At 45.4% G+C, this 21307-nt stretch carries 17 protein-coding genes; 2 read left to right on the forward strand and 15 right to left on the reverse strand.

The features are described from left to right. Positions 1-19 precede the first annotated feature (19 nt). From ACFSRY_RS07710 to lon, 11 genes are all read right to left on the reverse strand, one after another. Entirely contained in the window at positions 20-403 is a 384-nt protein-coding gene (locus ACFSRY_RS07710) for a response regulator transcription factor (protein ID WP_377504915.1), read from the reverse strand. A gap of 4 nt (positions 404-407) precedes the next feature. Further along, positions 408-3131, reverse strand: coding sequence for an ATP-binding protein (locus tag ACFSRY_RS07715; RefSeq protein ID WP_377504918.1), 2724 nt, complete (start codon positions 3129-3131; stop codon positions 408-410). Then, positions 3128-3373 (reverse strand): hypothetical protein, encoded by a 246-nt coding sequence (locus ACFSRY_RS07720; RefSeq protein ID WP_377504921.1) that lies wholly within the window; start codon positions 3371-3373, stop codon positions 3128-3130. The genes ACFSRY_RS07715 and ACFSRY_RS07720 overlap by 4 nt, the downstream gene beginning before the upstream one ends. An 87-nt stretch (positions 3374-3460) precedes the next feature. After that, positions 3461-5152 carry a sodium:solute symporter family protein gene (locus ACFSRY_RS07725; RefSeq protein ID WP_377504924.1) on the reverse strand — a complete coding sequence of 564 codons (1692 nt, stop codon included), beginning with the start codon at positions 5150-5152 and terminating at the stop codon, positions 3461-3463. Between the two features lie 27 nt (positions 5153-5179). Next, complete coding sequence (locus ACFSRY_RS07730; RefSeq protein WP_377504927.1) at positions 5180-5443, reverse strand: DUF4212 domain-containing protein; 264 nt, start codon at positions 5441-5443, stop codon at positions 5180-5182. A 26-nt stretch (positions 5444-5469) separates the two neighbouring features. After that, positions 5470-6810, reverse strand: coding sequence for a hypothetical protein (locus ACFSRY_RS07735; protein ID WP_377504930.1), 1341 nt, complete (start codon positions 6808-6810; stop codon positions 5470-5472). A 157-nt stretch (positions 6811-6967) separates the two neighbouring features. Beyond that, positions 6968-7387 (reverse strand): IS1/IS1595 family N-terminal zinc-binding domain-containing protein, encoded by a 420-nt coding sequence (locus ACFSRY_RS07740; RefSeq protein ID WP_377504933.1) that lies wholly within the window; start codon positions 7385-7387, stop codon positions 6968-6970. Positions 7388-7606: 219 nt separating this feature from the next. Then, complete coding sequence (locus ACFSRY_RS07745; RefSeq protein WP_377504936.1) at positions 7607-8338, reverse strand: SDR family NAD(P)-dependent oxidoreductase; 732 nt, start codon at positions 8336-8338, stop codon at positions 7607-7609. A gap of 190 nt (positions 8339-8528) precedes the next feature. Next, positions 8529-9923: an ATP-dependent protease ATPase subunit HslU gene (gene hslU / locus ACFSRY_RS07750; protein WP_377504939.1), complete on the reverse strand. Its 1395-nt coding sequence runs from the start codon at positions 9921-9923 to the stop codon at positions 8529-8531. A 58-nt stretch (positions 9924-9981) separates the two neighbouring features. Further along, the gene (gene porQ, locus ACFSRY_RS07755; RefSeq protein WP_377504942.1) at positions 9982-11025 is read right to left on the reverse strand and encodes a type IX secretion system protein PorQ; all 1044 of its coding nucleotides are present in this window, start codon (positions 11023-11025) and stop codon (positions 9982-9984) included. 8 nt (positions 11026-11033) lie between these two features. After that, positions 11034-13523, reverse strand: a complete 2490-nt coding sequence (gene lon / locus ACFSRY_RS07760; RefSeq protein ID WP_377504945.1) for an endopeptidase La — start codon at positions 13521-13523, stop codon at positions 11034-11036. A 211-nt stretch (positions 13524-13734) separates the two neighbouring features. On the opposite strand from lon, the gene ACFSRY_RS07765 reads away from it, so the two are divergent. Next, positions 13735-15717, forward strand: a complete 1983-nt coding sequence (locus ACFSRY_RS07765; protein WP_377504948.1) for an OmpA family protein — start codon at positions 13735-13737, stop codon at positions 15715-15717. Positions 15718-15726: 9 nt separating this feature from the next. Then, the gene (locus ACFSRY_RS07770; RefSeq protein ID WP_377504951.1) at positions 15727-16470 is read left to right on the forward strand and encodes a DUF4184 family protein; all 744 of its coding nucleotides are present in this window, start codon (positions 15727-15729) and stop codon (positions 16468-16470) included. Position 16471: 1 nt separating this feature from the next. Here the strand turns inward: ACFSRY_RS07770 and ACFSRY_RS07775 are convergent, their stop codons facing one another. The 4 genes from ACFSRY_RS07775 to ACFSRY_RS07790 all read right to left on the reverse strand — a co-directional run bounded on the left by ACFSRY_RS07775 (position 16472) and on the right by ACFSRY_RS07790 (position 21247). Next, complete coding sequence (locus ACFSRY_RS07775; protein WP_377504954.1) at positions 16472-16975, reverse strand: DUF6702 family protein; 504 nt, start codon at positions 16973-16975, stop codon at positions 16472-16474. Positions 16976-17170: 195 nt separating this feature from the next. Further along, positions 17171-18484 (reverse strand): RIP metalloprotease RseP, encoded by a 1314-nt coding sequence (gene rseP / locus ACFSRY_RS07780; protein ID WP_377504957.1) that lies wholly within the window; start codon positions 18482-18484, stop codon positions 17171-17173. 57 nt (positions 18485-18541) lie between these two features. After that, positions 18542-19693 carry a 1-deoxy-D-xylulose-5-phosphate reductoisomerase gene (locus ACFSRY_RS07785; protein WP_377504960.1) on the reverse strand — a complete coding sequence of 384 codons (1152 nt, stop codon included), beginning with the start codon at positions 19691-19693 and terminating at the stop codon, positions 18542-18544. A gap of 45 nt (positions 19694-19738) precedes the next feature. Beyond that, positions 19739-21247, reverse strand: coding sequence for a GH3 auxin-responsive promoter family protein (locus ACFSRY_RS07790; protein ID WP_377504963.1), 1509 nt, complete (start codon positions 21245-21247; stop codon positions 19739-19741). Positions 21248-21307 lie beyond the last annotated feature (60 nt).

Raw genomic sequence — 21307 nt, forward strand, 5'->3', positions numbered from 1 at the left:
CTCTATGATTTTAATTTGCCTAACTCTCAGTGAGTTCTTTTATCTTTTCCATCAGGAAGCGGGTAGAAAACGGCTTTGGGATGTACAGATCAGCCCCTACTTCATAGCCTTTCTTTATGTCCGCCTCCTTTGTCTTGGCACTTAGGAAAATGACTTTTGCACCATTCATGTTGTCATGCTTTCGTATGTGCCGGCATACTTCATAACCATCCACATCAGGCATCATGATGTCGAGCACCACTACCTGTGGCAGCTCCTTGTTCACGCTCTCAATAGCCTCTGTACCATTGCGCGCAATAAACACCTGGAATCCGTTCTTTCGCATCAGGAACTCCAGAGGCATCAGAATACTTGGCTCATCATCCACGACCAATATCTTCAGCTTTTCTTTATCCTTTTTCATAGTTCTATACTTTAGCAACCGGTGCTGTGGCTTTAGCGGGCAGTACAAAAGAAAACTTAGCACCCTTCCCCGGTTCACTTTCCACCCACACTCTCCCCTGGTGTGATTCTATAATCTTTTTACAAATAGCCAAGCCAAGTCCGCTTCCCTCGGGTTTGAGTATATTCTGGTTCTGTGCCTGGTAAAACTTATCAAATATCTGTTTCTGAAATTCTGCCGCTATTCCTTTACCATTGTCAACCACATTTACCTTTATATCGCCGTCTATGTAGTAGCTCGAAACAATGATTCTACCCTCACTCGGACTGCAGAACTTGATGGCATTCGAAACCAGGTTCACCATTACCTGGATCAACCGGTCTTTGTCGCCGTTTATGGCAGGCATATTCTGCTGCACGTCAACAATCAGCTCAATGTTCTTTTCCTCCACAAGCTGCCCCAGTGCCTCCACAGATTCATTTATCACCTCCTGCATCTGCACGGGTGCAAGACTCAGCTTCTGCTTACCAGACTCGAACCGCTCCAGATCCAGCACCTGTGTAATCAGCCTGGTGAGGCGTTCTGATTCCTTAACTATGGTATGCAGGAAATGCTCCTGGTCCTCCCGCTCCATTTCAGGGTTGTCATACAGTATCTCTGACAGCGCCCTGATGGAGGTAAGAGGCGTCCTCAACTCGTGGGTAACAGTAGACAAAAACTCATCTTTCAGCTCATCCAGGTGCTTCAGCCTTTCGTTGGCACTTCGCAGCTGCTCTGTTGCCTTCCGTAACTCGATGGACTTACGGCGCAGCTCGTTGTTTACAGAAATCAACTGTTGCGACTCTTTCAGGATGTACAGCACCTCCTCTATACTTATCTCCTCTTCTTTGACCACAGACGATACCATGATGCGTGCTGAAGAAGATCCGATGACACCGGCTAAAAGCTTCTCTGCATAGTTTACAAGTTTTGCATCTGCCTTGCCATCTTCATTAGCCGGCTCCGGGTATTTACGCTGGTAAGCTTTCATGGCAACTTCGGCACGTCTCTCACCCAAGAAGTTTATCAGCAGGGATTTTATATCAGGAATGTAGGCTGTACCTTTCCATACTATGGAAGATTCGAATACAGCAGAATACTTAAAAATATCCACAAAAACTTCTGCCTGATTCCGCTCCTGCGAACTCTGCCGGCTCAGCAGTGATACCCCGATGTATAAGCCTGTATTCAAGAACATGGTCCAGAACATAGCATGCGATATATAGTCCAACCCCTGCAAACCGAATAACTCGAATGGCTTAAGCCAATCAACCCCCATTGGACCATTATTTAAAATAGTAGCAGGTAACATACCAACACCCACCATAGAAGGAACCACCAGCGTGTAGAACCATAGTATAGAACCAGCGATTATACCCGCCAGAGCACCATTTTTAGTGCTTTCTTTCCAAAAAATACCACCAATAATAGCCGGCGCAAACTGAGCCACCGCTGCAAAAGAGACTAACCCGACTTCTACCAGTGAATAATATTCTGCCACCCCCTTGTAGTACAGGTAAGCAAGCAAAAGCACCAACAGAATGCAAAAGCGACGGCTGTTTAAAAGTATGGCTGTAAGCTTATCGTTGTAACGGTTCTTGATCGCTGGCACGCTTACCAGAAGCGGCATGATCAGATTGTTGCTCATCATCACACTCAGGGCTATTGTAGATACAATCACCATACTGGTTGCAGCCGAATAACCACCTAAATAAACAAGTAAAGCAAGTATACTCTTCCCCTCACTCAATGGAATCGCCAATACAAACATATCGGCATCCACAGATCCATTTACAAACATCAGATCACCGCCAAAAGCAATAGGCAGCACAAAAATATTGATGGCAAACAGGTACAGCGGGAACAGCCACATGGCTTTGTTCAGGTGCTGCTCATTCACATTCTCCACCACTGCCACCTGAAACTGGCGAGGCAAAAAAAGTATGGCCAGCATCGAAAGCAGTACCATCCAGAACCACTGCGCATAGCCATGCTCCCCCTCAAACGTCATCAGCTGCTCAAAATTCGGCAGCTGCGTTGCCTGCTGCATGATGTCACCGAAGCCATTGAACACACCATAGGTTACAAACACACCGGCAGCAATGAACACAACCAGTTTTAGCACCGATTCAAAGGCAATGGCTGTTACCATGCCCTCATGCCGCTCGGTAGCTTCTATGTGTCGCGTTCCATACACAACCGTAAACAGGGCCAGACCGATGGCGATAAAGAAGGAAGTATCAGGAAACGCCTCCATGTTGCCAGCTTTTCCGGTAAGTATTATCAGGCTGCTGCTGATCGCCTTTAGCTGTATGGATATGTAGGGGATAATTCCCAAGACACAGACCACCGTAACAATACTACCTAGGGTTACATTCTTGCCATACCTCGAAGAGATAAAGTCGGCAATGGTGGTTATCCGCTGCACTTTACAGATGCGGATGATCTTTCGCAACACCACCCACCACAGTGGTGCCATCAATGTTGGGCCGATATAAATTGCCAGATACTCCAGGCCTCCTGAAGCAGCTCTGCCAACCGAGCCGTAATAGGTCCAGGCGGTACAGTACACAGCCATGGAAAGGGCATATATGTAGGGATTGCTCACAAGGCTCCTGCCAGCAGCAGAGCGACGCTCTGCCCAGGAGGCTAACCCAAACAGTAAAGCCAGGTAAAGAAATGATATAGCTATGACGAGCCAGTAGTTCATCCTTTTTTACTTGTCTCCCTTTTTGACCTTCTCCGATCCACGAACAGACCGATAGCAGCAATACACAACAGCCAGACACCCATGATATAAAGGTACAGCATCGGTACTCCCGCCACTACCTCCCCTTTATTGAAGATGGAGATAACAGGAAAACTCAACAGCACCAGGAATAAAGCACTGATGAAAAAGAGTCTTCTGCCTTTTGCTCTGTCGCGCATGCTACGGTATCGGTTGTTTGTCATCTTAAGTAAGGTGAGGAATTATCACCGCATTATCTGCGGACTGATCTCCCTCCCCCCACTCAAAACGAAAGCTATGAAAGCACTAAATTAATGGTGCACGGTAGCCACTCCTGCTCCACGTGGAATCCTGATATCTTCCACCAGGTCCTGCACATGCGCCGGAGGTGCCGGCGTGAACCTTGATATAGTAAAAGATACAACAAAATTCAGAACCATACCAAGTGTACCAATGCCTTCAGGCGAAATCTGGAACCACCAGTTTTCCGGTACATTAGCTGCCGGGTTTATAAATTTAAAGTATACGATGTAAGCAACAGTGAATGTCAAGCCCGATACCATTCCCCATATGGCCCCCTGCTTGTTCATGCGCTTCGAGAAGATACCCATGATAATTACAGGGAAGAACGAAGCAGCTGCAAGACCAAAGGCAAAGGCTACTACCTCGGCCACAAATCCCGGAGGATAGATACCAAAATAACCTGCAATTACTACTGCCACCGCTGCAGCAATACGTGCCGCAATCAATTCATTTTTCTCTGAGATATCTGGTTTGAAAGATTTCTTCAGTAGGTCATGAGAAATAGAGGTAGAGATTACCAGCAGAAGCCCTGCAGCTGTAGAAAGTGCCGCTGCCAAACCACCTGCTGCCACCAAGGCGATTACCCAGTTAGGCAACTGCGCAATCTCCGGTGTGGCCAAAACCATGATGTCTTTGTCGATTGTCAGCTCATTTACCTCCGGGTTCTTCACGTACTGGATACGCCCATCGTTGTTCTTGTCCTCAATGCCGATCAGGTTTGTCTTTTGCCAGTTTTGCACCCACTGCGGCATGTTGGCTATCTGGCGGTTGCTGATGTTCTCGATCATGTAGTAGCGTCCGAAAGCACCGATAGCCGGAGCTGTAGTGTAAAGTATGGCGATAAACACCAGCGCATAGCCAGCAGATTTACGGGCATCTTTTACTTTAGGAACAGTAAAGAAACGAACAATTACGTGAGGTAGCCCGGCAGTACCAACCATCAGAGCCGCAGTGATAAAAAATACATCTATCGTAGCCTTAGTACCATTTGTATACGGTGCGAACCCAAGCTCTGTCAGCATACCGTCCAGCTTATCGAGCAGGTATGTGCCGTCGTTTACTTCACTGCCCAAACCTATCTGCGGAATAGGGTTTCCTGTTAACATGATGGAAATAAAGATGGCAGGCACCATGTAAGCAAAAATTAGTACGCAGTATTGTGCCACCTGCGTGTAGGTAATTCCTTTCATACCACCCAAAACAGCATAGAACAACACGATGATCATACCGATAACTACACCTGTCTCTATCTCAACCTCCAGGAATCTGGAGAAAACGATACCCACACCACGCATCTGTCCGGCTACATAAGTAAAGGAAATGAAGATAGCACAGATAACAGCTACCAGTCGCGCAGTTTTGGAATAGTATCGGTCTCCCACAAAATCAGGAACAGTGAACTTGCCGAACTTGCGCAGGTAAGGCGCCAGCAGTAGGGCCAGCAGTACATAGCCACCCGTCCAGCCCATCAGGTACACAGAACCGTCGTAGCCCATAAAGGAGATAAGACCAGCCATGGAGATAAAAGAGGCGGCAGACATCCAGTCGGCGGCTGTAGCCATACCATTGGCAAGTGGGCTTACGCCACCACCAGCCACGTAAAACTCTTTTGTAGAACCGGCCCGAGACCAGATGGCGATGCCGATGTAGAGGGCAAACGTAAGGCCCACGATGATGTATGTCCAGGTTAGGATTTCCATTGTCTTAAACTTTAAAGTGAACCTTCGTTAATCTTCATTTACATCAAACTCCTTATCCAGCTTGTTCATCAGCACCACATAAACAAAGATGATGATCACAAAGCAATAGATTGCCCCCTGCTGCGCAAACCAAAAGCCCAGCTTGAATCCGCCGAGGCGAAACTGGTTGAGCTCTTCCACAAGCAGGATACCGAACACATAGGACACCATGAACCAGAGGCCCAGCAGTGTGAGCAGAATCCGAACGTTGCGTTGCCAGTATTCCTGCATTCTGTTTTTATTATTTTCCATATTAAAAGAGGTTTAATTTTTAATGCTTACAAGTATATCATGGCCTGCAATGTAATTTCAGGCCTGTATTTAAGATCGTTTGGATTGGTGAAGTCTGGCCTGTTACGCCAGTTAAGCGTCAGTTTAGAATGATGACCCTCCAATAGGATGTTGGCACCTACATCCAGCACTTTCACAGGCACTTTGTCTCCGCTGCTGTCACGTATGCCATCCAGGCTTCCGTAGCTGAAGGCAGTATAGGGCTGTAGTCTTACGTTTTTGGTAATGAGATCCTTTGGAAGAAGAAAACCTGCCTGTCCGTAAACTATGTCGCCTGTACCGATAGTGGGAAAGGCGTTGCCCCTAAGACTGCCCCCGCCTGTGGCAGGATTCATGATACCGATGTTACGGACGTGGTTGCGGCCGAAGTCGTAGTTGTAATAAGCTGCGTAGGCTGTGAGTGCTGTGTTCTGCTCTGTATTCAGTGGCAGATCCAGGAAAGTATCTACACCGTAAAGGTTGATATCGGCCTCCACTGTATCTTGGCCAAGGGCCCGCTGCTCAATGCGCCACATACCTTCATCGTTGTGCAGGAAGCCTGCCCCTATGTTAAATACCTTTTTGGAACCCAGGTAAGTACCTACCATGTATGGCAACAGGTTTGATTCCTGCTCCAGGAACTGGTAATTAAAATAGCCCTGGTATACTTTGTTGTTGTTTCGTGGATTGTAGTTAGCCACCGGAGCAACTGCTAGTGCTGTGTTTGTCACGAACGGATCGTTTACTGCCACCCGGTAGTCCAGCTTGCCTACTTTGCCTTTGGCATAAACGCCTAACATACGGGCAAACTGGTCTATGGCATCTATGGTGGCCCAGTTAAAGATAGGGGCATCAATCGTAAGGAAGTTAAGTGTGCTGGCATTGGTCATGCGTGAAATACCGTTCCAGTAGTGCAAGCCAGCCCCGACAGACAAATAGTTGTCAAACAGCCTGTATTCTGTCCAGGCATCATGAATAAAGATCTGAGGCTTCTTTCCATCCAAAGCCGGATTAAGCCCACCACTCACCGCATTCTGGTTGTTGATACCAAAGTGCAGGAGCACCAGGAACCGTGGTGAAATTTGGGAATAGGTAAGGAAGCGGGAGCGACGAAGACCAAAGTCCAGTGTATGATCCACCAGCTCGTTGTTCCGGAGTGATCCGGTGTTGTGTTCGTTGTAGCGTATCCAGACCTGGTGCCAGGTGATAAAGCGAATGTATTTAGTGCCTTCGGGGTTTAGAGGCAGCTTTATACCCGCTCCATATTCCGTTGAACCTTGTGCGGACGCATCTCTTCCAGCGCAGCAAAGCATAAGCCCTGCTACTAAACCTAGTAGTACTTTTTTCATTGACTTCAGGATGTTTAAAGGTGAAGAGCGGGGCCAGCTGTCTCCCCTGAATCTTTAAACTATATTATCGAAATGTTATGAAAAAAGATAAGCTACTATAGATATTTGCTAAATTGATATACTTAGTACTCTAAAAGGCAGGATATTAATCAAAAAATTACTCTTTGAAGCGTTTCCATTTAATCATCATGTACTTATCCCCCAGTTCTGTAATCATCATGCCGGCACCTTTCAGGTTTCCTCCAGCCTTCATATACTCCACCAGCTCTGCGTGATTCATAATCTTATAGGTAGGATGGTACTCTGTCTGTTCCGGAGCCTTTATTTTGTATTTTCGCACCCAATTCATCACCGACACATGGCTTACACCCAGGATTCGCTCAATCTCACGGTAACTGATTCCTTCTATGTACAGCTGTAGTGCTTTCGTAACGTAATAGCTGTCTATGTTCTTCCCTAGCTTACCTACAGTAAAGTAATAACTGCATTTTTTGCATCGGTACCGCTGTCTGTCATTCACGATACCACTTTTCACAACATGCAGCGCATTGCAGCGGGGACAGATAGGATTCTTCATAAACACTTAAGGTTTAAGCTACTATTCTACTTGGTATATCAAATTAGCATAACTATAACAATTTAGCAAGATTATAACTGTGAATTATATTATTGAATCTTCCTGGGCTTCAATGTTTAAGCTACAAGCAAACTACTACACAACAAAAAAGGCCACACTTAAAAGTATAGCCTTCTTTGTTGTGGTTCCAAGGGTCTGGAGTAAACCCAAATCTATTTGCTATTCCATATCCCGCACCGATACTAATACCTGATCATATTCCTTCGTGTTGTTTAGAAACTTTACAATCTTTCTTCCCACCTCTTCTGGTGAGGCCAACTCCCCATTTGCTTTATAGTCACGGAAGAGCTGTATGTTGCTGAACTTTTCTTCATCACTTTCCCTAATGTGCTCCTGCATGGCTGTATCTACCACACCCGGCGAAAGAGCGAATACCTGAACACCTGACCCACGTTTATTCTGCTCCAACTGTACTGTTTGAGACAACATGTCTATTGCTGCTTTCGAGGCACAATAGCTCGCCCAACCATCAATGGGATACTGAGCTGCTCCTGAACTAACATTAACTATCACCTTCTCACATTGCACTTGCTTATAAGCTTCCAGGAAAGTGTTCATCAACATAGCTGGCACAATCACATTTACATCAAAAACAAACTCAAAACGCTCTTTCGGCATATTTTCACCAACATAGCCAATATCGCCCAACACGCCTGCATTATTTATAAGTACTAACCTTTCTGCATCCTTATAAGGATGGAATACTTTCTGCAGGTTATGCTCTACTGCCTCTATGTCAGAAAAATCGAGGGGCTGATGCCGGTAATTTGCATGTTTAATGCTGCTTGTGCGCGACACGCCCACCACAAAATTTTTCTCGTTTTTCAATAGTTCTTCGGCTATTGCTTTGCCTATACCTTTGCTGGCTCCGGTTATGATGTAGTAGTTCATGGGGTGAAGAATTTAGAATTTGAAATCATTAATTAGAAATTACGGATAATCTAATTCAGAAGGTACGACAACACATCCTGAACACAAATCAGATGAAATATAAAAGCTGGTGCCCCTGCCACAGCAGAAGCACCAGCTTTTATTAATAAAGTACGTGAGTGACACAATTATCACCCTCTCACATTTCTAATTATAGAATATACTGGCTAAGGTCTCGGTTTTTCACCATACCTGCCAGTTTCTCCTGTACCATGGCGCGGTCTACCACAATGTGAGCGTTGGCGCCTATTTTATCCGGCACATCAAATAGTATGTCGTTCAACAGGCGGCTCATTACCGTGTGAAGTCGACGAGCTCCAATATTCTCTACTTCAGAATTTACCTCAAAGGCAATAGAAGCAATCTCATCCAGGGCTTCATCATTAAACTTCAGGTCCACGCCTTCGGCAGACAAAAGCGCTTCATATTGCTTGGTAAGTGCGTTTTTTGGAAACTTCAGAATCTGGTAGAAGTCGTCCTTGGTCAAGCTATCCAGCTCCACACGGATCGGGAAACGCCCTTGCAACTCAGGTATCAGGTCTGATGGCTTAGCGACATGAAAAGCACCCGCTGCGATGAAGAGAATGTGATCTGTGGTAATGATACCGTACTTGGTGTTCACCGTGGAACCCTCCACAATCGGAAGCAGATCGCGCTGCACACCTTCACGGCTAACATCTGGTCCGCCGCCACCTTTTTTGCTGGAGCTGGCTACCTTATCAATCTCGTCAATAAAGATTATTCCGGAGTTCTCCGCCTTAAAGATAGCTTCCTCCTTTACCTCGTCCATATCGATCAGCTTGGAAGCCTCTTCCTCCAGCAGTATTTTTCTGGCCTCGGCAATGGTCACTTTACGTTTCTTGGTCTTTTTAGGCATCATACCGCTGATCATCTCCTGGATGTTCATCATAGAAGCTTCATCCATACCCGGCCCCATTACGCCCATACCCGGCATGGAGCTTTGCTGCACACGAATTTCAATCTTTCGGTCTTCTAACTCCCCATTGCGGATTTTCTCACGAAATTTCTCACGTGTACGTTCGTTTAGCTCATGGTCCGTTTCCGGCATTACATTCGGATCGGATGTCACGTTGATCGGAGAGGTGCCTCTGCCCTGAATAGGTGGTATAAGCGCATCCAGAATGATGTCTTCCACTACTTCAGCCGCTTTCTGTTTAACCTCTTCCTTTTTCTTCTGCTTTACCATGTTTACAGACTGTTCTACCAGGTCGCGCACCATGCTTTCCACGTCACGGCCCACGTAACCAACTTCTGTAAACTTAGATGCCTCTACTTTAGTGAACGGTGCATCGGCTATTTTTGCCAGACGGCGTGCGATCTCTGTCTTACCCACCCCTGTAGCACCGATCATCAGAATGTTATTCGGTACAATATCACTTTGGATATTCTTGTCTGCATTCATGCGGCGCCAGCGGTTACGCAAGGCAATAGCCACATTCCGCTTGGCATCTTTCTGGCCAATAATATATTTATCCAGCTCTACTACAATTTGTGCTGGCGTAAGAGATGCTATATTTTCTAACATGATGTTTCAGTTTTGAAATGCGCTACAGCTTCTATACAAGGGCTGTAGCTGATATGTTTTAACTACTCTTCTTTTTCAGGAAAGTACTTGTGTTGGTACTTACGGTAACATAGTGCGTTGCACCTGAAGGATGGTAAAAGGCACTGCTATAGTTGAGTTCAAATGCCCGTACACGAAGCATTGCTCCCAGGGAAAAACCCGCTCCGCCTCCAGCATTTTCGAGGCGCAGTTCTTTACGGCGCAGGTGGTTATAACCGGCCCTTAGTTGAAAGTTCTTGCTGAAAACAAATTCTGTTCCAGCCACAAAATGTCGGGCAACTTTATCCCCCAGCTTTTTCTCCTCCTTCACTTCCTCTCCATTTTCATCTAACTGTCCCGGGGCAAAGGGGTCCAGGTAAACAATATCGAACTGGTAAAGCCGGTGCGCTGTCACAGATAGCCGGACAGGCATATGCTCCGGTTTATAGCTTACTCCAAGCTGGGCATCCCAAGGCATTTGCTGACGCTCTCCCTCATTAAAAGGCTTAACCTGGTACCCAACATTTTTAAATGCCAAACCTATGGTTAAGTCTTCTTCAGGATGCTTAAAAACAACACCCGCATCTGCCAGCAATCCCACAGCTTTAAGACCAGCTATACTCGACACGGCTACTTTAGCAGTAGCTCCCATTGTAAAAGCATCTACCTGCCTTGCATGCGTCAGGTTGAGAGTGTAATCATTTACACTAAAAGTACCCTCCTCCATACCTGTCGCGTCACGCTGAATGAAGTCACCGTAATTCAGGTAATTTATACTTGCTGCCCAACGTCCATACTTTTCAGAATTGAAAGCATAGGCCACACTGCTCTGCCTTATATCTGCCAGGTAACCAACATAACTTAGGCTAAGCTGGTTGTCCATCTGTTCATTTAAAAGAGCCGGGTTAGCAGCAACCATGTTTACATCATGACCTCCTGCCGTTATGTTCACACCTCCCAAAGCAGCCTGTTTAGCACTGTTTGGCAGCTCCAAAAAAGAGAAGCCCCGCTGGCCACCTACCTGCGCCTGTGCACTGAGCGAAAGGCTCAGCAGGATTGCCAGACAAAATGCTGCTCTTTTCATGAATACACTTAACTCTCTGCTGTTACTTTTTCTTCAGTTACTACCAGCTTCAATGGGTGCTTTACCTTTTCCTTCAGCAGGGCTATCTTCACTACTTCATCCACACGGTCTACATAATGAATGTTGAGGCCCTTGATGTACTGATCAGGAATCTCATTAATGTCCTTTTTATTTTTCTGGCAAAGAATGATATCAGTGATGCCGGCACGTTTCGCCGCTAAAATCTTCTCCTTTATACCACCAACGGGCAATACTTTACCACGAAGTGTGATCTCACCTGTCATTGCCAACCTGGACTTTACTTTACGCTGCGTAAACACAGACGCAATAGAAGTAAAGATGGCTATACCTGCCGATGGACCATCTTTAGGCACAGCGCCCTCCGGGAAGTGGATGTGCAGGTCATACTGATCGAACAGGCGGTAATCGATATCCAGTAATTCAGCATGTGCTTTTAAGTAAGAGATAGCCGTCATGGCAGACTCCTTCATCACATCACCCAACTGGCCAGACAGCGTTAGCTTACCTTTGCCTTTGCTAAGTATAGACTCAATAAACAGGATATCACCTCCTACAGATGTCCAGGCCAGGCCTGTTACAACACCCGCCGTATCAATATCCTGGTATATCTCCTTATCAAAGATCTCGGACCCAAGGATCTTCACCACATCATCCGGCTTGATGGACTTGGTGAATTCCTCTTCCATCGCCTTCTGCTTGGCGGTATTCCGTACCAGCTGGCCTATCTTACGCTCCAGGTTTCTAACGCCTGATTCGCGGGTATAGTCTTCGATTACTTTATGAATTGTTGTTTTAGGTATTTTTACATCATCAGGCTCCAATCCATGCTCCTCTACCTGCTTCGGCACCAGGTGGCGCTTTGCAATTTCAGTCTTCTCCTCCATGGTGTAACCAGTCAGCTCTATGATCTCCATCCTGTCGCGGAGAGCAGGCTGAATAGTATCCAGGGAGTTAGCCGTGGCAATGAACAACACTTTAGACAGATCATACTCCACATCCAGGTAGTTATCCATAAAAGTATGGTTCTGTTCCGGATCCAGCACCTCCAGTAAAGCAGAAGATGGATCGCCACGGAAGTCAGAAGCTAGCTTATCAATTTCATCCAGGATAATAACCGGATTCGCTGATCCAGTTTTCTTGATCTGGCTTATAATTTTGCCAGGCATAGCGCCTACATAGGTACGGCGGTGACCACGGATTTCAGCCTCATCACGCACACCTCCCAATGACATCCTGACATAATTCCGGCCTAATGCTGTAGCAATTGAGCGCCCCAAAGATGTTTTACCAACCCCCGGAGGTCCGTACAGGCAAAGTATCGGGGCCTTCATGTTATTCTTCAGCTTAAGAACCGCCAGGTACTCAATAATTCGCTCCTTTACCTTCTCTAAACCATAGTGGTCAGCATCCAGTATCTTTTTGGTGCGCTTCAGGTTGAAGTTGTCTTTGGTATAATCATTCCACGGCAGGTCCAGCAGGAACTCGATGTAATTAACTGCAACAGGATATTCAGCCGCCTGTGGATTCAGGCGTGCCAGCTTATCAATTTCCTTCTTGAAATGTTGCGCCACGTGTTCCGGCCACTTCTTCTTGACAGCACGTTCTCTAAACCGCTCTATTTCCTGATCAGGCCCTTCCTGCCCCAGTTCATCCTGCAACACCTTTATCTGCTGGCGCAGGAAATAATCCCGCTGCTGCTGATCGATATCTGTATGTACTTTGGTGTGAATCTCCTGCTTCAGTTCCAGTAGCTGGATCTCACGTAGCATCAATTCCAAAAGCTGCGTACCACGCTCTACACCATCATTTACCTCCAGGAGCTTCTGTTTTTGTGCAACCTCCACATTCAGGTTACTGGATAGGAAGTGTGTCAGGAAACTTGGGGAATCAATGTTATCCAATGCAACCTGCGCCTCCTGAGGAATCTCCGGATTGAGTTTCAGCATTTTCCCAGCCGCATCTTTAAGCGACTGAACCAACGCCTTCACTTCTTTGCTCTTTTTATCGAGCTTTGTTTCTGCACAAGTGCTTATCTTAGCTGTCAGATAAGGGTCCTCTGAGGTTACTTCCTCAATCTTAAAGCGTCCGTGCCCCTGGATGATAATAGTTGTGTTGCCGTCTGGCAATACAAGCATCTTCAGGATTTTAGCCACAGTACCTACTTCAAAAAGATCTTCTGCCGTTGGGTCATCGCTGTTGGTGTTCTTTTGTGCAACAACACCCAGAATTTTATCTCCCTTGTGTGCCTTACGAACCAGCTTCACCGACTTTTTGCGGCTTACTGTGATGGGCAGCACTACTCCCGGAAACAGAACGGTATTGCGAACAGCCAGAATCGGCAATTCATCCGGAAGGCTTTCGGCAGGCAAATCCTCTTCCATCTCAGCTGTGATGACAGGGATCATCTCATCATCATCATCATCTGATAGGTTGCTTAGTAACAGATTCTGCAAAAAGTTCTTTAGTGTATAATTCATAATGTATATCAGTGCCAAAATGACAGAAGAATAGCTACTATACCTATTTTTCTGGTTTCCTCTATATTTGTCAAGTCCTGTGCCACTATTTAGCAGTATGCATTATTGTCTTACCTGCGTATATAGATCTTAGTGGATTACTATAAATATTCCACTAAATTTATTTGTTTTATAGTGTATAGATTTAAAAGGCTCAAATTATCAAAATGTAATGCGACGCAGGACTTTCCTTTTACTGGCGATTTTCATCCTGCTGCTGCCATACTTTGGTTGTGAACAGACCAGGCACATGCTCAAAGAAGGCGAGGAACCCATACGTGTAAAAAAACAGGCGCCTGCCCTTGATGTTCATCTCAGTTTCCCCAATTTAAACAAAATTCATAACTATCGGAATGAGAAGGAGCTGGCCGTAATACAAAAGCTTGAGCGAAAAAAGCAGTACGACCAAGCTCTTCCCCTGTTACAGAGCTATGTAAGCAAGTTTGGAATCGAGAACTTCTATAAGGATACCCAACTGCTCTGGAGGTTGGGACAGTTACTGGAACGTGAGGGAAAGAAGGAAGAGGCCAAACAACTGTATCGTCTTGTTCTGAAACATCACCGCACGGATGCCCGTGGCGTATATGCCTACTATGATTCACTCGAGCAAAACACCAAAGACTACTATGTACCACTGGATTACTATTACCAACTGGTGGATTACAGGAAATCTGTAGCCACTTTTAAGCCGCCCAAGGGAGTTTACCTCAACATGGGGAATGCCTTAAATTCTCCCTACGCAGACTATGGGCCTACTCTAAATGAAGAGAATGAGGTTTTTATATTTACCTCCAAACGCAACCTGCAGGGACTTAACGGCCGTGCCAACGAGGATCTTTTCTACTCTAAGCGGGTAAATGATGTCTGGCAGGAGGCACAGTCTTTTGGTAAGCCAATTAACAGCATCTACAACGAGGGTTCCGGCTGCTTAAGCCGTGATGGCAAGACCCTGTATTTTGCTCGCTGCGAAGCACCAGATGGCTTTGGCAACTGCGACATATATGTGGCTTTCATGCAACCTGACGGCACCTGGGGTGAAATTGAAAACCTGGGCCCCAATGTGAACTCTAACGCCTGGGATTCACAACCAACGCTTACAAGTAACGAGGACACTTTATACTTCGCTTCAGACAGACTAGATGGTTTCGGGCTTTCTGACCTTTATTTCACTTACAAAACAAAAAACGGGAACTGGGCACCCGCTCAAAATCTGGGGCCTACCATTAATACCCGTGAGAGTGAGGTAAGTCCGTTTTTTCATCCTTATTACCAGGTTTTATACTTTAGCTCCAGGGGGCACCTCTACAACTTTGGCGATTTTGATATTTACAAAACTTACAGAGTAAATGGAGAATGGCAGGAGCCCCGCAATATTGGTCCCCTAGTAAATGGCCGTGGCAGCGAGTATTATTTTACCATAGATGCCAATTCAAAGAATTTGTACTATGCCCGCTCAGAGCCGGATGACATGCAAAACCTCAACCTTTTCTCTTTTCCGTTACCCATGGAGGCGCACCCTTTGGCCGTTACAAAATTTGGAGGAACACTTATAGATTCAGTCAGCAATAAACCCCTTTCTGGCATAGTGTCTATCATAGACCTAGACAACGGCATTGAGGTTTCCTCCAAATACATCCGCCCTGACGGTTCTTTTGAGTTTGATCTGATTGAAGATGCCCGTTATATGGTATTGATACAGGGACCGGACTTCTTCACCATTGAACGGGAGCTATCACTACAGCAGGATACTTCCTTTCAGTTAATGACGACCTTGATTGACTATAGCATACCAATGGTCTTCGAAAACATTGAGTTTGACCAGAATAAGGCAGAGATCAAAGAAGGGATGAAGCCGATATTAGATGAAGTAGCACTCTTCCTCGTAGACCATCCAACCTTCAGGCTGGAAATTGCCGGACATACAGATGCAGCCGGTGATCCGGAATTCAACTTAAGCTTATCGCAGGATAGAGCGTACGCTATAAGACGCTACATTGAAAATAAAGCTAAATTAGCACCCGGAAGGATTGATGCGATGGGCTATGGAAGCAGCAAACCTATTCGCAAGGAAAACACGGAAGAAGACCGGAGGGCCAACCGGCGCGTAGAATTTAAATTGATAAAGCCTGCAAAGCCAGAGAAAAGCTTCAGATAAAACTTGATTATGCCTTTTACCGCAGCACACCCCGCTATTGTTCTTCCATTAAAGCAATTTCAAAAGCGCTGGTTTTCCCTTACAGGTCTGGTTACTGGAAGCATTGCACCAGACTTTGGTTATTTCTTAAGCTTTCTGTTTGAAATCAGAATAAGCAGCCATGATCTGCGAGATATTTATACCTTCAACCTTCCTGTCACCATTCTTCTTGCGGTGCTTTTTCATGGTTTTGTTCGGGATAACAGCATAAAATACCTTCCTCCATTTCTAAAGAAGAAAGCTCTTCCTGCTAAAGGGGTGCACTGGTTCCGATACCTGCGTCAGCACTGGTTCATCTTTTTACTGTCTGCAACCATTGGCATCTTATCGCACCTCTTCTGGGACTCCTTCACTCATTACGACGGCTATTTTGTAAGTAAGGTGCCATGGTTGCTTAAGCCTGTAGAGGCGTTCGGGATTACACTACCTATAAGTAGGGTTATTCAACATGCGAGTACCCTGGTAGGGCTAATCGTTATTTTACTATACGTTCTTTTCCTGCCATCTTACCCTGTTACAGCCAGCCACAATTGGGCAGGTTATTGGGCTCTGGTACTTATCGGAGGGTTGTTAATGCTGCTGGCTTATACCCCGGAAGTAGTTATTATGAAAACCCTTGATGAATTAGTGGTGAGGTTTATAACGGGTTGTTTAGTAGCTATGCTGCTGTTCGGATTACTGTCAAAACTTAAATTACGGATGACAAGCAGTTAGACTATAAACTAAATTTCTTCACTGTTTCGCCACGCTGAAGCAAAATACTCTCCGTTGATCCTTTGTAGTTAAAGTTCACGATGTTCATCTGATCCGAAAACATATCAGTAAGAACAGAATTTTTGATGTACAGTTGCTTCATTGAAGCCATTTGAACAGGCACCTCAATGTATATCCATACTGCATCCGTTTCAGCTTCGGAACCAAGTACTTTATAAGAAAGAGGCTTACCTTTTGAAGCTTCAAAGGCAAGGTGTTGCTTCACGTAATCAGAGAGTTGCTGCCTTTGCTTTTCTGAGCGGCTATCGTAAACAACTTTGCTCTTGGTAAATTTTGTAAGGGCGCTTTCCAAATCATCTGTAAACACCTTCAAGGCCACTTCTAAAGATTTAGTGCGAGGATTGTAGTTAACATCTGTAATGCTGGTATGAAACTCATGTGCGATTGCCGGCTGTGAAACAACAGCAAAAAAGACCAGTAACAGGGATAAAATCTTGTACTTCATAATTTAAATAGGTTCAGCAGGAATTAGCTCTGTTAAAGCAACTAGCCTGCCAATTTAAAACCATGGTGTAATTTCTTTTCAGAAGATGCTCAACACCTTTACATCTCCCTTTAAACAGAACACGCTGCCTCCTTTCAAGTGGAAACAGCGTGCTTATATATATTTAGGATTTTATTATGCTAAATCCTAATTTATCTAGAAGATAATCTTGAAAACATCGTTGAAGATTGCGAAAGCCATCAGGCCCAGTAGAATCACCATACCTACTTTCTGCGCATTCTCCAGGAAGTTATCAGACGGCTTTCTGCCACTCACCATTTCATAGGTCAGGAACACTACATGGCCACCATCCAGTGCCGGAATCGGAAGGAAGTTCATGAAGGCCAACACCATTGAAAGCATGGCTGTAATACTCCAGAACTTGTACCAGCTAAAGGTATCCCCGAAAATCTGGGCAATACCAATCGGCCCGCTAAGCGACTTGGAAGCTGACACTTCACCGCGGAAGATCTTGCCAAATCCTTTTAAGTTAGCTGTAATCACCCCAAAGGCCTGCTCAGTACCAAGTGGTATAGCTTCTCCCAGGCTGTAATCGCGGGTAGCGTACTGCAGCATCTGAACCGGTGCGAATCCGATCGTACCTTCCTCGCTTACCTCAACCTGGGTTTTAATTGGTTTTCCGTCGCGCTCGATCATCATGCTCACCTTTTTACCAGCGTTCTTTTGTAGAACCTGCTGAAGTTCATGGAAAAACATGACGCTCTCGCTATCAACTTTGGTAATATGGTCCCCCTCTTTTAAACCTGCATCTGCAGCGGCACTACCTGCCAACACCTGGCCCACTTTAAATGGCTGGCGCGGCTGCACAAAGAACATTCGCTCTTTATTATCGGCCACACGATCCATTAAATCGGCAGGTACCTGAATGTTCACGCGCTGTCCGTCACGTTCCACTGTATAATAGGCGTCACGTCCCAATAGGGCGTCCATAGAATAAACATCTTCAAAGCGCTCCAGTTCCTGCCCGTTCACGGCAACAATGCGGTCTCCGGTCTGGAAGCCAATATCAGTTCCTATTTCATTTGCTACTACGCCATACTTCGCTTCACTTGCAGGAAGGTAGCTTTCGCCATAGTTAAAGGTAAGTGCAATATAGATGACAATACCTGTGATAACATTCACAATAATACCACCCATCATAACGATCAGGCGCTGCCAGGCCGGCTTTGCACGAAACTCCCATGGCTTCGGCTCCTCTTTCAGTGCCTCCGTATCCATGGACTCATCTACCATACCAGAGATTTTAACAAAACCTCCTAATGGAATCAGCCCCAGCATGTATTCTGTTTCACCGATCTTCTTACTAAAAACTTTTGGAGGAAATCCGATTGCGTACTTTTCAACACGCATTCCGAACCACTTGGCCGCCAGCATATGTCCCAGCTCATGCAAACCTACCAGAATTGTCAGGCCCAGGATGAGCTGGCCTACCATTACTATTATATCCATTAAAAAAAATTATACTTTGTTAAGTCCTGAAGCTCTGCTACAACAGGTTTTGTTTGTTTATTTTATGATCAACTCAGAAGCGCGTTCACGGGCCTCTCTGTCTGTACTAACATAGTCTTCGTAAGAAGGATTCGCAATATACGCAACTTTTGTCATACAGCTTTCAATGATGTCGGACATCTCCAGAAAGCCTACCTCATCACGCAGGAATGAACTGACAGCCACCTCGTTAGCAGCATTCAGAATACAAGGCAGGTTCCCTCCTCTTTCCATTGCTTCAAAAGCCAGTGCCAGGTTTCGGAATGTTTTCAGATCCGGCTGTTCGAACGTTAACTGCGGGTAATCCAAGAAGCTAAACCGAGGGAAGGCAGACTTTAACCGCTGCGGATAACCTAAAGCGTACTGTATTGGAAGCTTCATATCAGGCAAACCAAGCTGCGCCTTAATGGAGCCATCCTCAAACTGCACCAGCGAGTGAATGATAGACTGCGGATGTACCACTACGTCTATCTGCTCGTTTTTTAACCCAAAAAGCCACTTGGCTTCTATTACCTCTAATCCCTTGTTCATTAAAGAAGCTGAATCAATGGTGATTTTGGCACCCATATCCCAATTCGGATGCTTCAGGGCCTGCGCTTTGGTTACCTGTGCCAGTTCGGCAGCAGTACGCCCCCTGAAGGGACCACCGGAAGCAGTAAGTATGATTTTCTCTATCGGGTTATGAAATTCTCCTACCAGGCACTGAAAAATGGCGCTATGTTCGGAATCCACAGGGTATATATTCACCCCATACTCCCGCGCCAGATCTGTTATCAGCTGACCAGCCACAACAAGCGTTTCCTTATTTGCCAGCGCAATTTGCTTGCCAGCTTTTATGGCACGAATGGTTGGCTGTAGTCCGGCATACCCTACCATGGCTGTTAGCACCATATCCACAGTGCCCATTTCTACCACCGAGCATAGGGCATTCACACCGGCATAAACTTTTATATCCTTGTGCTTCAGGGCCTCCTGTACTTTTTTATACAGGTCCTCCTTAACAATAACAACAGTGTTGGGGTTAAACTCCAGAGCCTGTGTAATCAGCAAATCTGCATTGCTGTGGGCAGTAATTACTTCCAGCTCAAAGTTCTCAGGGTTTGCCTTTATTACATCAAGCGCCTGTGTTCCTATTGATCCGGTAGAGCCAAGTATGGCGATTCTTTTCATTGCTTTATTTCAGTTCTTGGGTTTAATCTCTGCCCCTGCTTCAATTTATGCCTGGCTCCGTTGCGTCAGACTAGATAAGCCATTAGCCAAATTGCGATCATTGCTTAACCTTGGTACCTTATTCTGTCCTCCTAACTTACCCTGTGATTTCATGTAATTGCGGAAAGTGCCTAAAGGCAGCACTGTTAATTTCAGGCTTTGCAGGATGTTTCCTTTAATCAAGTCGTCGTAATAGCTGTTTAGCTTCTGCAATTGTTCTTCCAGTTCCTTAGCAAATGCATCGGGATCCTGAGGAGCACGTGCAAACTCTACAAACCACTCATGATACGACTGCCCCTGATCCTGGCTTACATAAGGTGCCACAGTAAACTCGATCAATTCCACATTCGAAAACCTGTCCATTGTCTTCTGCATTGCCTTCTCAACCTCCTCACCAATAACATGCTCCCCGAAAGCGGAAATGTAGTGTTTGATACGCCCGCTTACAATTAGCTTATAAGGCTTTGTTGATGTGAATTTAACAGTGTCTCCCACAGAGTACCCCCATAATCCTGCATTGCTGCTAATTACCAGGGCATAATTAACTCCTATCTCTACTTCGCCTATTGTTAAACGGGTTGGGTTCTCATTAAAAAACTCTTCTGCAGGTATAAATTCATAAAAAATACCTGAATCAAGCAGCAACAGTAAACCCTTGTCATGCTGCTCATTCTGAAAAGCAAAGAATCCCTCTGAAGCAGGAAAAAGCTCAATAGAATCTACTGTTTTACCAATAGATTCAAACAATTTTTTACGATAAGGCTCAAAGTTAACCCCACCATAAACAAACAGCGAGAAATTTGGGAAGATTTCTTTTACAGGCTTACCTGTCTGCCTGATCAACTTATCGAAATACATCTGCACCCATGGCGGTATACCTGAGATCAGCGTCATGTTCTGATCAATGGTCTCTTCAATTATCTGATCAAGTTTGCTCTCCCAATCCTCAATACAGTTGGTTTCGTAGCTGGGTAGTTGGTTTGTGCGCAAATAACCTGGTACATGGTGGTTCGCAATACCTGATAAACGTCCGGTATTTATGCCACCCACCTCTTCCAGTTCCGGACTGCCAGACAGGAAAATCATTTTCCCATCCAGGAATTTAGATTTTCCTGTCTCATGTACATAGGCTAACAGGGCATCGCGTGCACCATTAATGTGGTTTGAGATGGAATCTTTGGTGATAGGAATATATTTGGTACCAGAAGTGGTTCCGGAAGTCTTAGCTAAATATAGTGGCTTACCCGGCCAAAGTACATTTTTCTGCCCTTCTTTTACCTGATTAAAGTATGGGGACAATCCCTCATAATCCCGCACCGGCACTGCATTAATAAAGTCTGTATGTGACTTTATATTGCTAAAACTGTGATCACGTCCAAACGTTGTATGCTGCGCTTTTTCTACGATTTCTTTAAAAACAGCCTGCTGCGCCTCAACTGGGTTCTCAATCCAACGTTGGTGCTTTTTATGCACATAAGCAGCAACCAGTTTACTCAAAAACGCCTTTACACCCATATGTTCTGTTTTTGTGAGACGGTAAATATAGCCAGATTAACCAGTATTGCCATATACTCC

Origin of the sequence: Pontibacter locisalis (genome assembly GCF_042684605.1) — a bacterium.
In the GTDB taxonomy this organism is placed as follows: domain Bacteria; phylum Bacteroidota; class Bacteroidia; order Cytophagales; family Hymenobacteraceae; genus Pontibacter; species Pontibacter locisalis.

What these genes read in the sequence shown, in the direction of transcription:
- ACFSRY_RS07710 (WP_377504915.1), bottom strand. Translation starts at nt 403, where the DNA reads ATGAAAAAGGATAAAGAAAAGCTGAAGATATTGGTCGTGGATGATGAG.
- ACFSRY_RS07715 (WP_377504918.1), bottom strand. Translation starts at nt 3,131, where the DNA reads ATGAACTACTGGCTCGTCATAGCTATATCATTTCTTTACCTGGCTTTA.
- ACFSRY_RS07720 (WP_377504921.1), bottom strand. Translation starts at nt 3,373, where the DNA reads ATGACAAACAACCGATACCGTAGCATGCGCGACAGAGCAAAAGGCAGA.
- ACFSRY_RS07725 (WP_377504924.1), bottom strand. Translation starts at nt 5,152, where the DNA reads ATGGAAATCCTAACCTGGACATACATCATCGTGGGCCTTACGTTTGCC.
- ACFSRY_RS07730 (WP_377504927.1), bottom strand. Translation starts at nt 5,443, where the DNA reads ATGGAAAATAATAAAAACAGAATGCAGGAATACTGGCAACGCAACGTT.
- ACFSRY_RS07735 (WP_377504930.1), bottom strand. Translation starts at nt 6,810, where the DNA reads ATGAAAAAAGTACTACTAGGTTTAGTAGCAGGGCTTATGCTTTGCTGC.
- ACFSRY_RS07740 (WP_377504933.1), bottom strand. Translation starts at nt 7,387, where the DNA reads ATGAAGAATCCTATCTGTCCCCGCTGCAATGCGCTGCATGTTGTGAAA.
- ACFSRY_RS07745 (WP_377504936.1), bottom strand. Translation starts at nt 8,338, where the DNA reads ATGAACTACTACATCATAACCGGAGCCAGCAAAGGTATAGGCAAAGCA.
- hslU (WP_377504939.1), bottom strand. Translation starts at nt 9,923, where the DNA reads ATGTTAGAAAATATAGCATCTCTTACGCCAGCACAAATTGTAGTAGAG.
- porQ (WP_377504942.1), bottom strand. Translation starts at nt 11,025, where the DNA reads ATGAAAAGAGCAGCATTTTGTCTGGCAATCCTGCTGAGCCTTTCGCTC.
- lon (WP_377504945.1), bottom strand. Translation starts at nt 13,523, where the DNA reads ATGAATTATACACTAAAGAACTTTTTGCAGAATCTGTTACTAAGCAAC.
- ACFSRY_RS07765 (WP_377504948.1), top strand. Translation starts at nt 13,735, where the DNA reads ATGCGACGCAGGACTTTCCTTTTACTGGCGATTTTCATCCTGCTGCTG.
- ACFSRY_RS07770 (WP_377504951.1), top strand. Translation starts at nt 15,727, where the DNA reads ATGCCTTTTACCGCAGCACACCCCGCTATTGTTCTTCCATTAAAGCAA.
- ACFSRY_RS07775 (WP_377504954.1), bottom strand. Translation starts at nt 16,975, where the DNA reads ATGAAGTACAAGATTTTATCCCTGTTACTGGTCTTTTTTGCTGTTGTT.
- rseP (WP_377504957.1), bottom strand. Translation starts at nt 18,484, where the DNA reads ATGGATATAATAGTAATGGTAGGCCAGCTCATCCTGGGCCTGACAATT.
- ACFSRY_RS07785 (WP_377504960.1), bottom strand. Translation starts at nt 19,693, where the DNA reads ATGAAAAGAATCGCCATACTTGGCTCTACCGGATCAATAGGAACACAG.
- ACFSRY_RS07790 (WP_377504963.1), bottom strand. Translation starts at nt 21,247, where the DNA reads ATGGGTGTAAAGGCGTTTTTGAGTAAACTGGTTGCTGCTTATGTGCAT.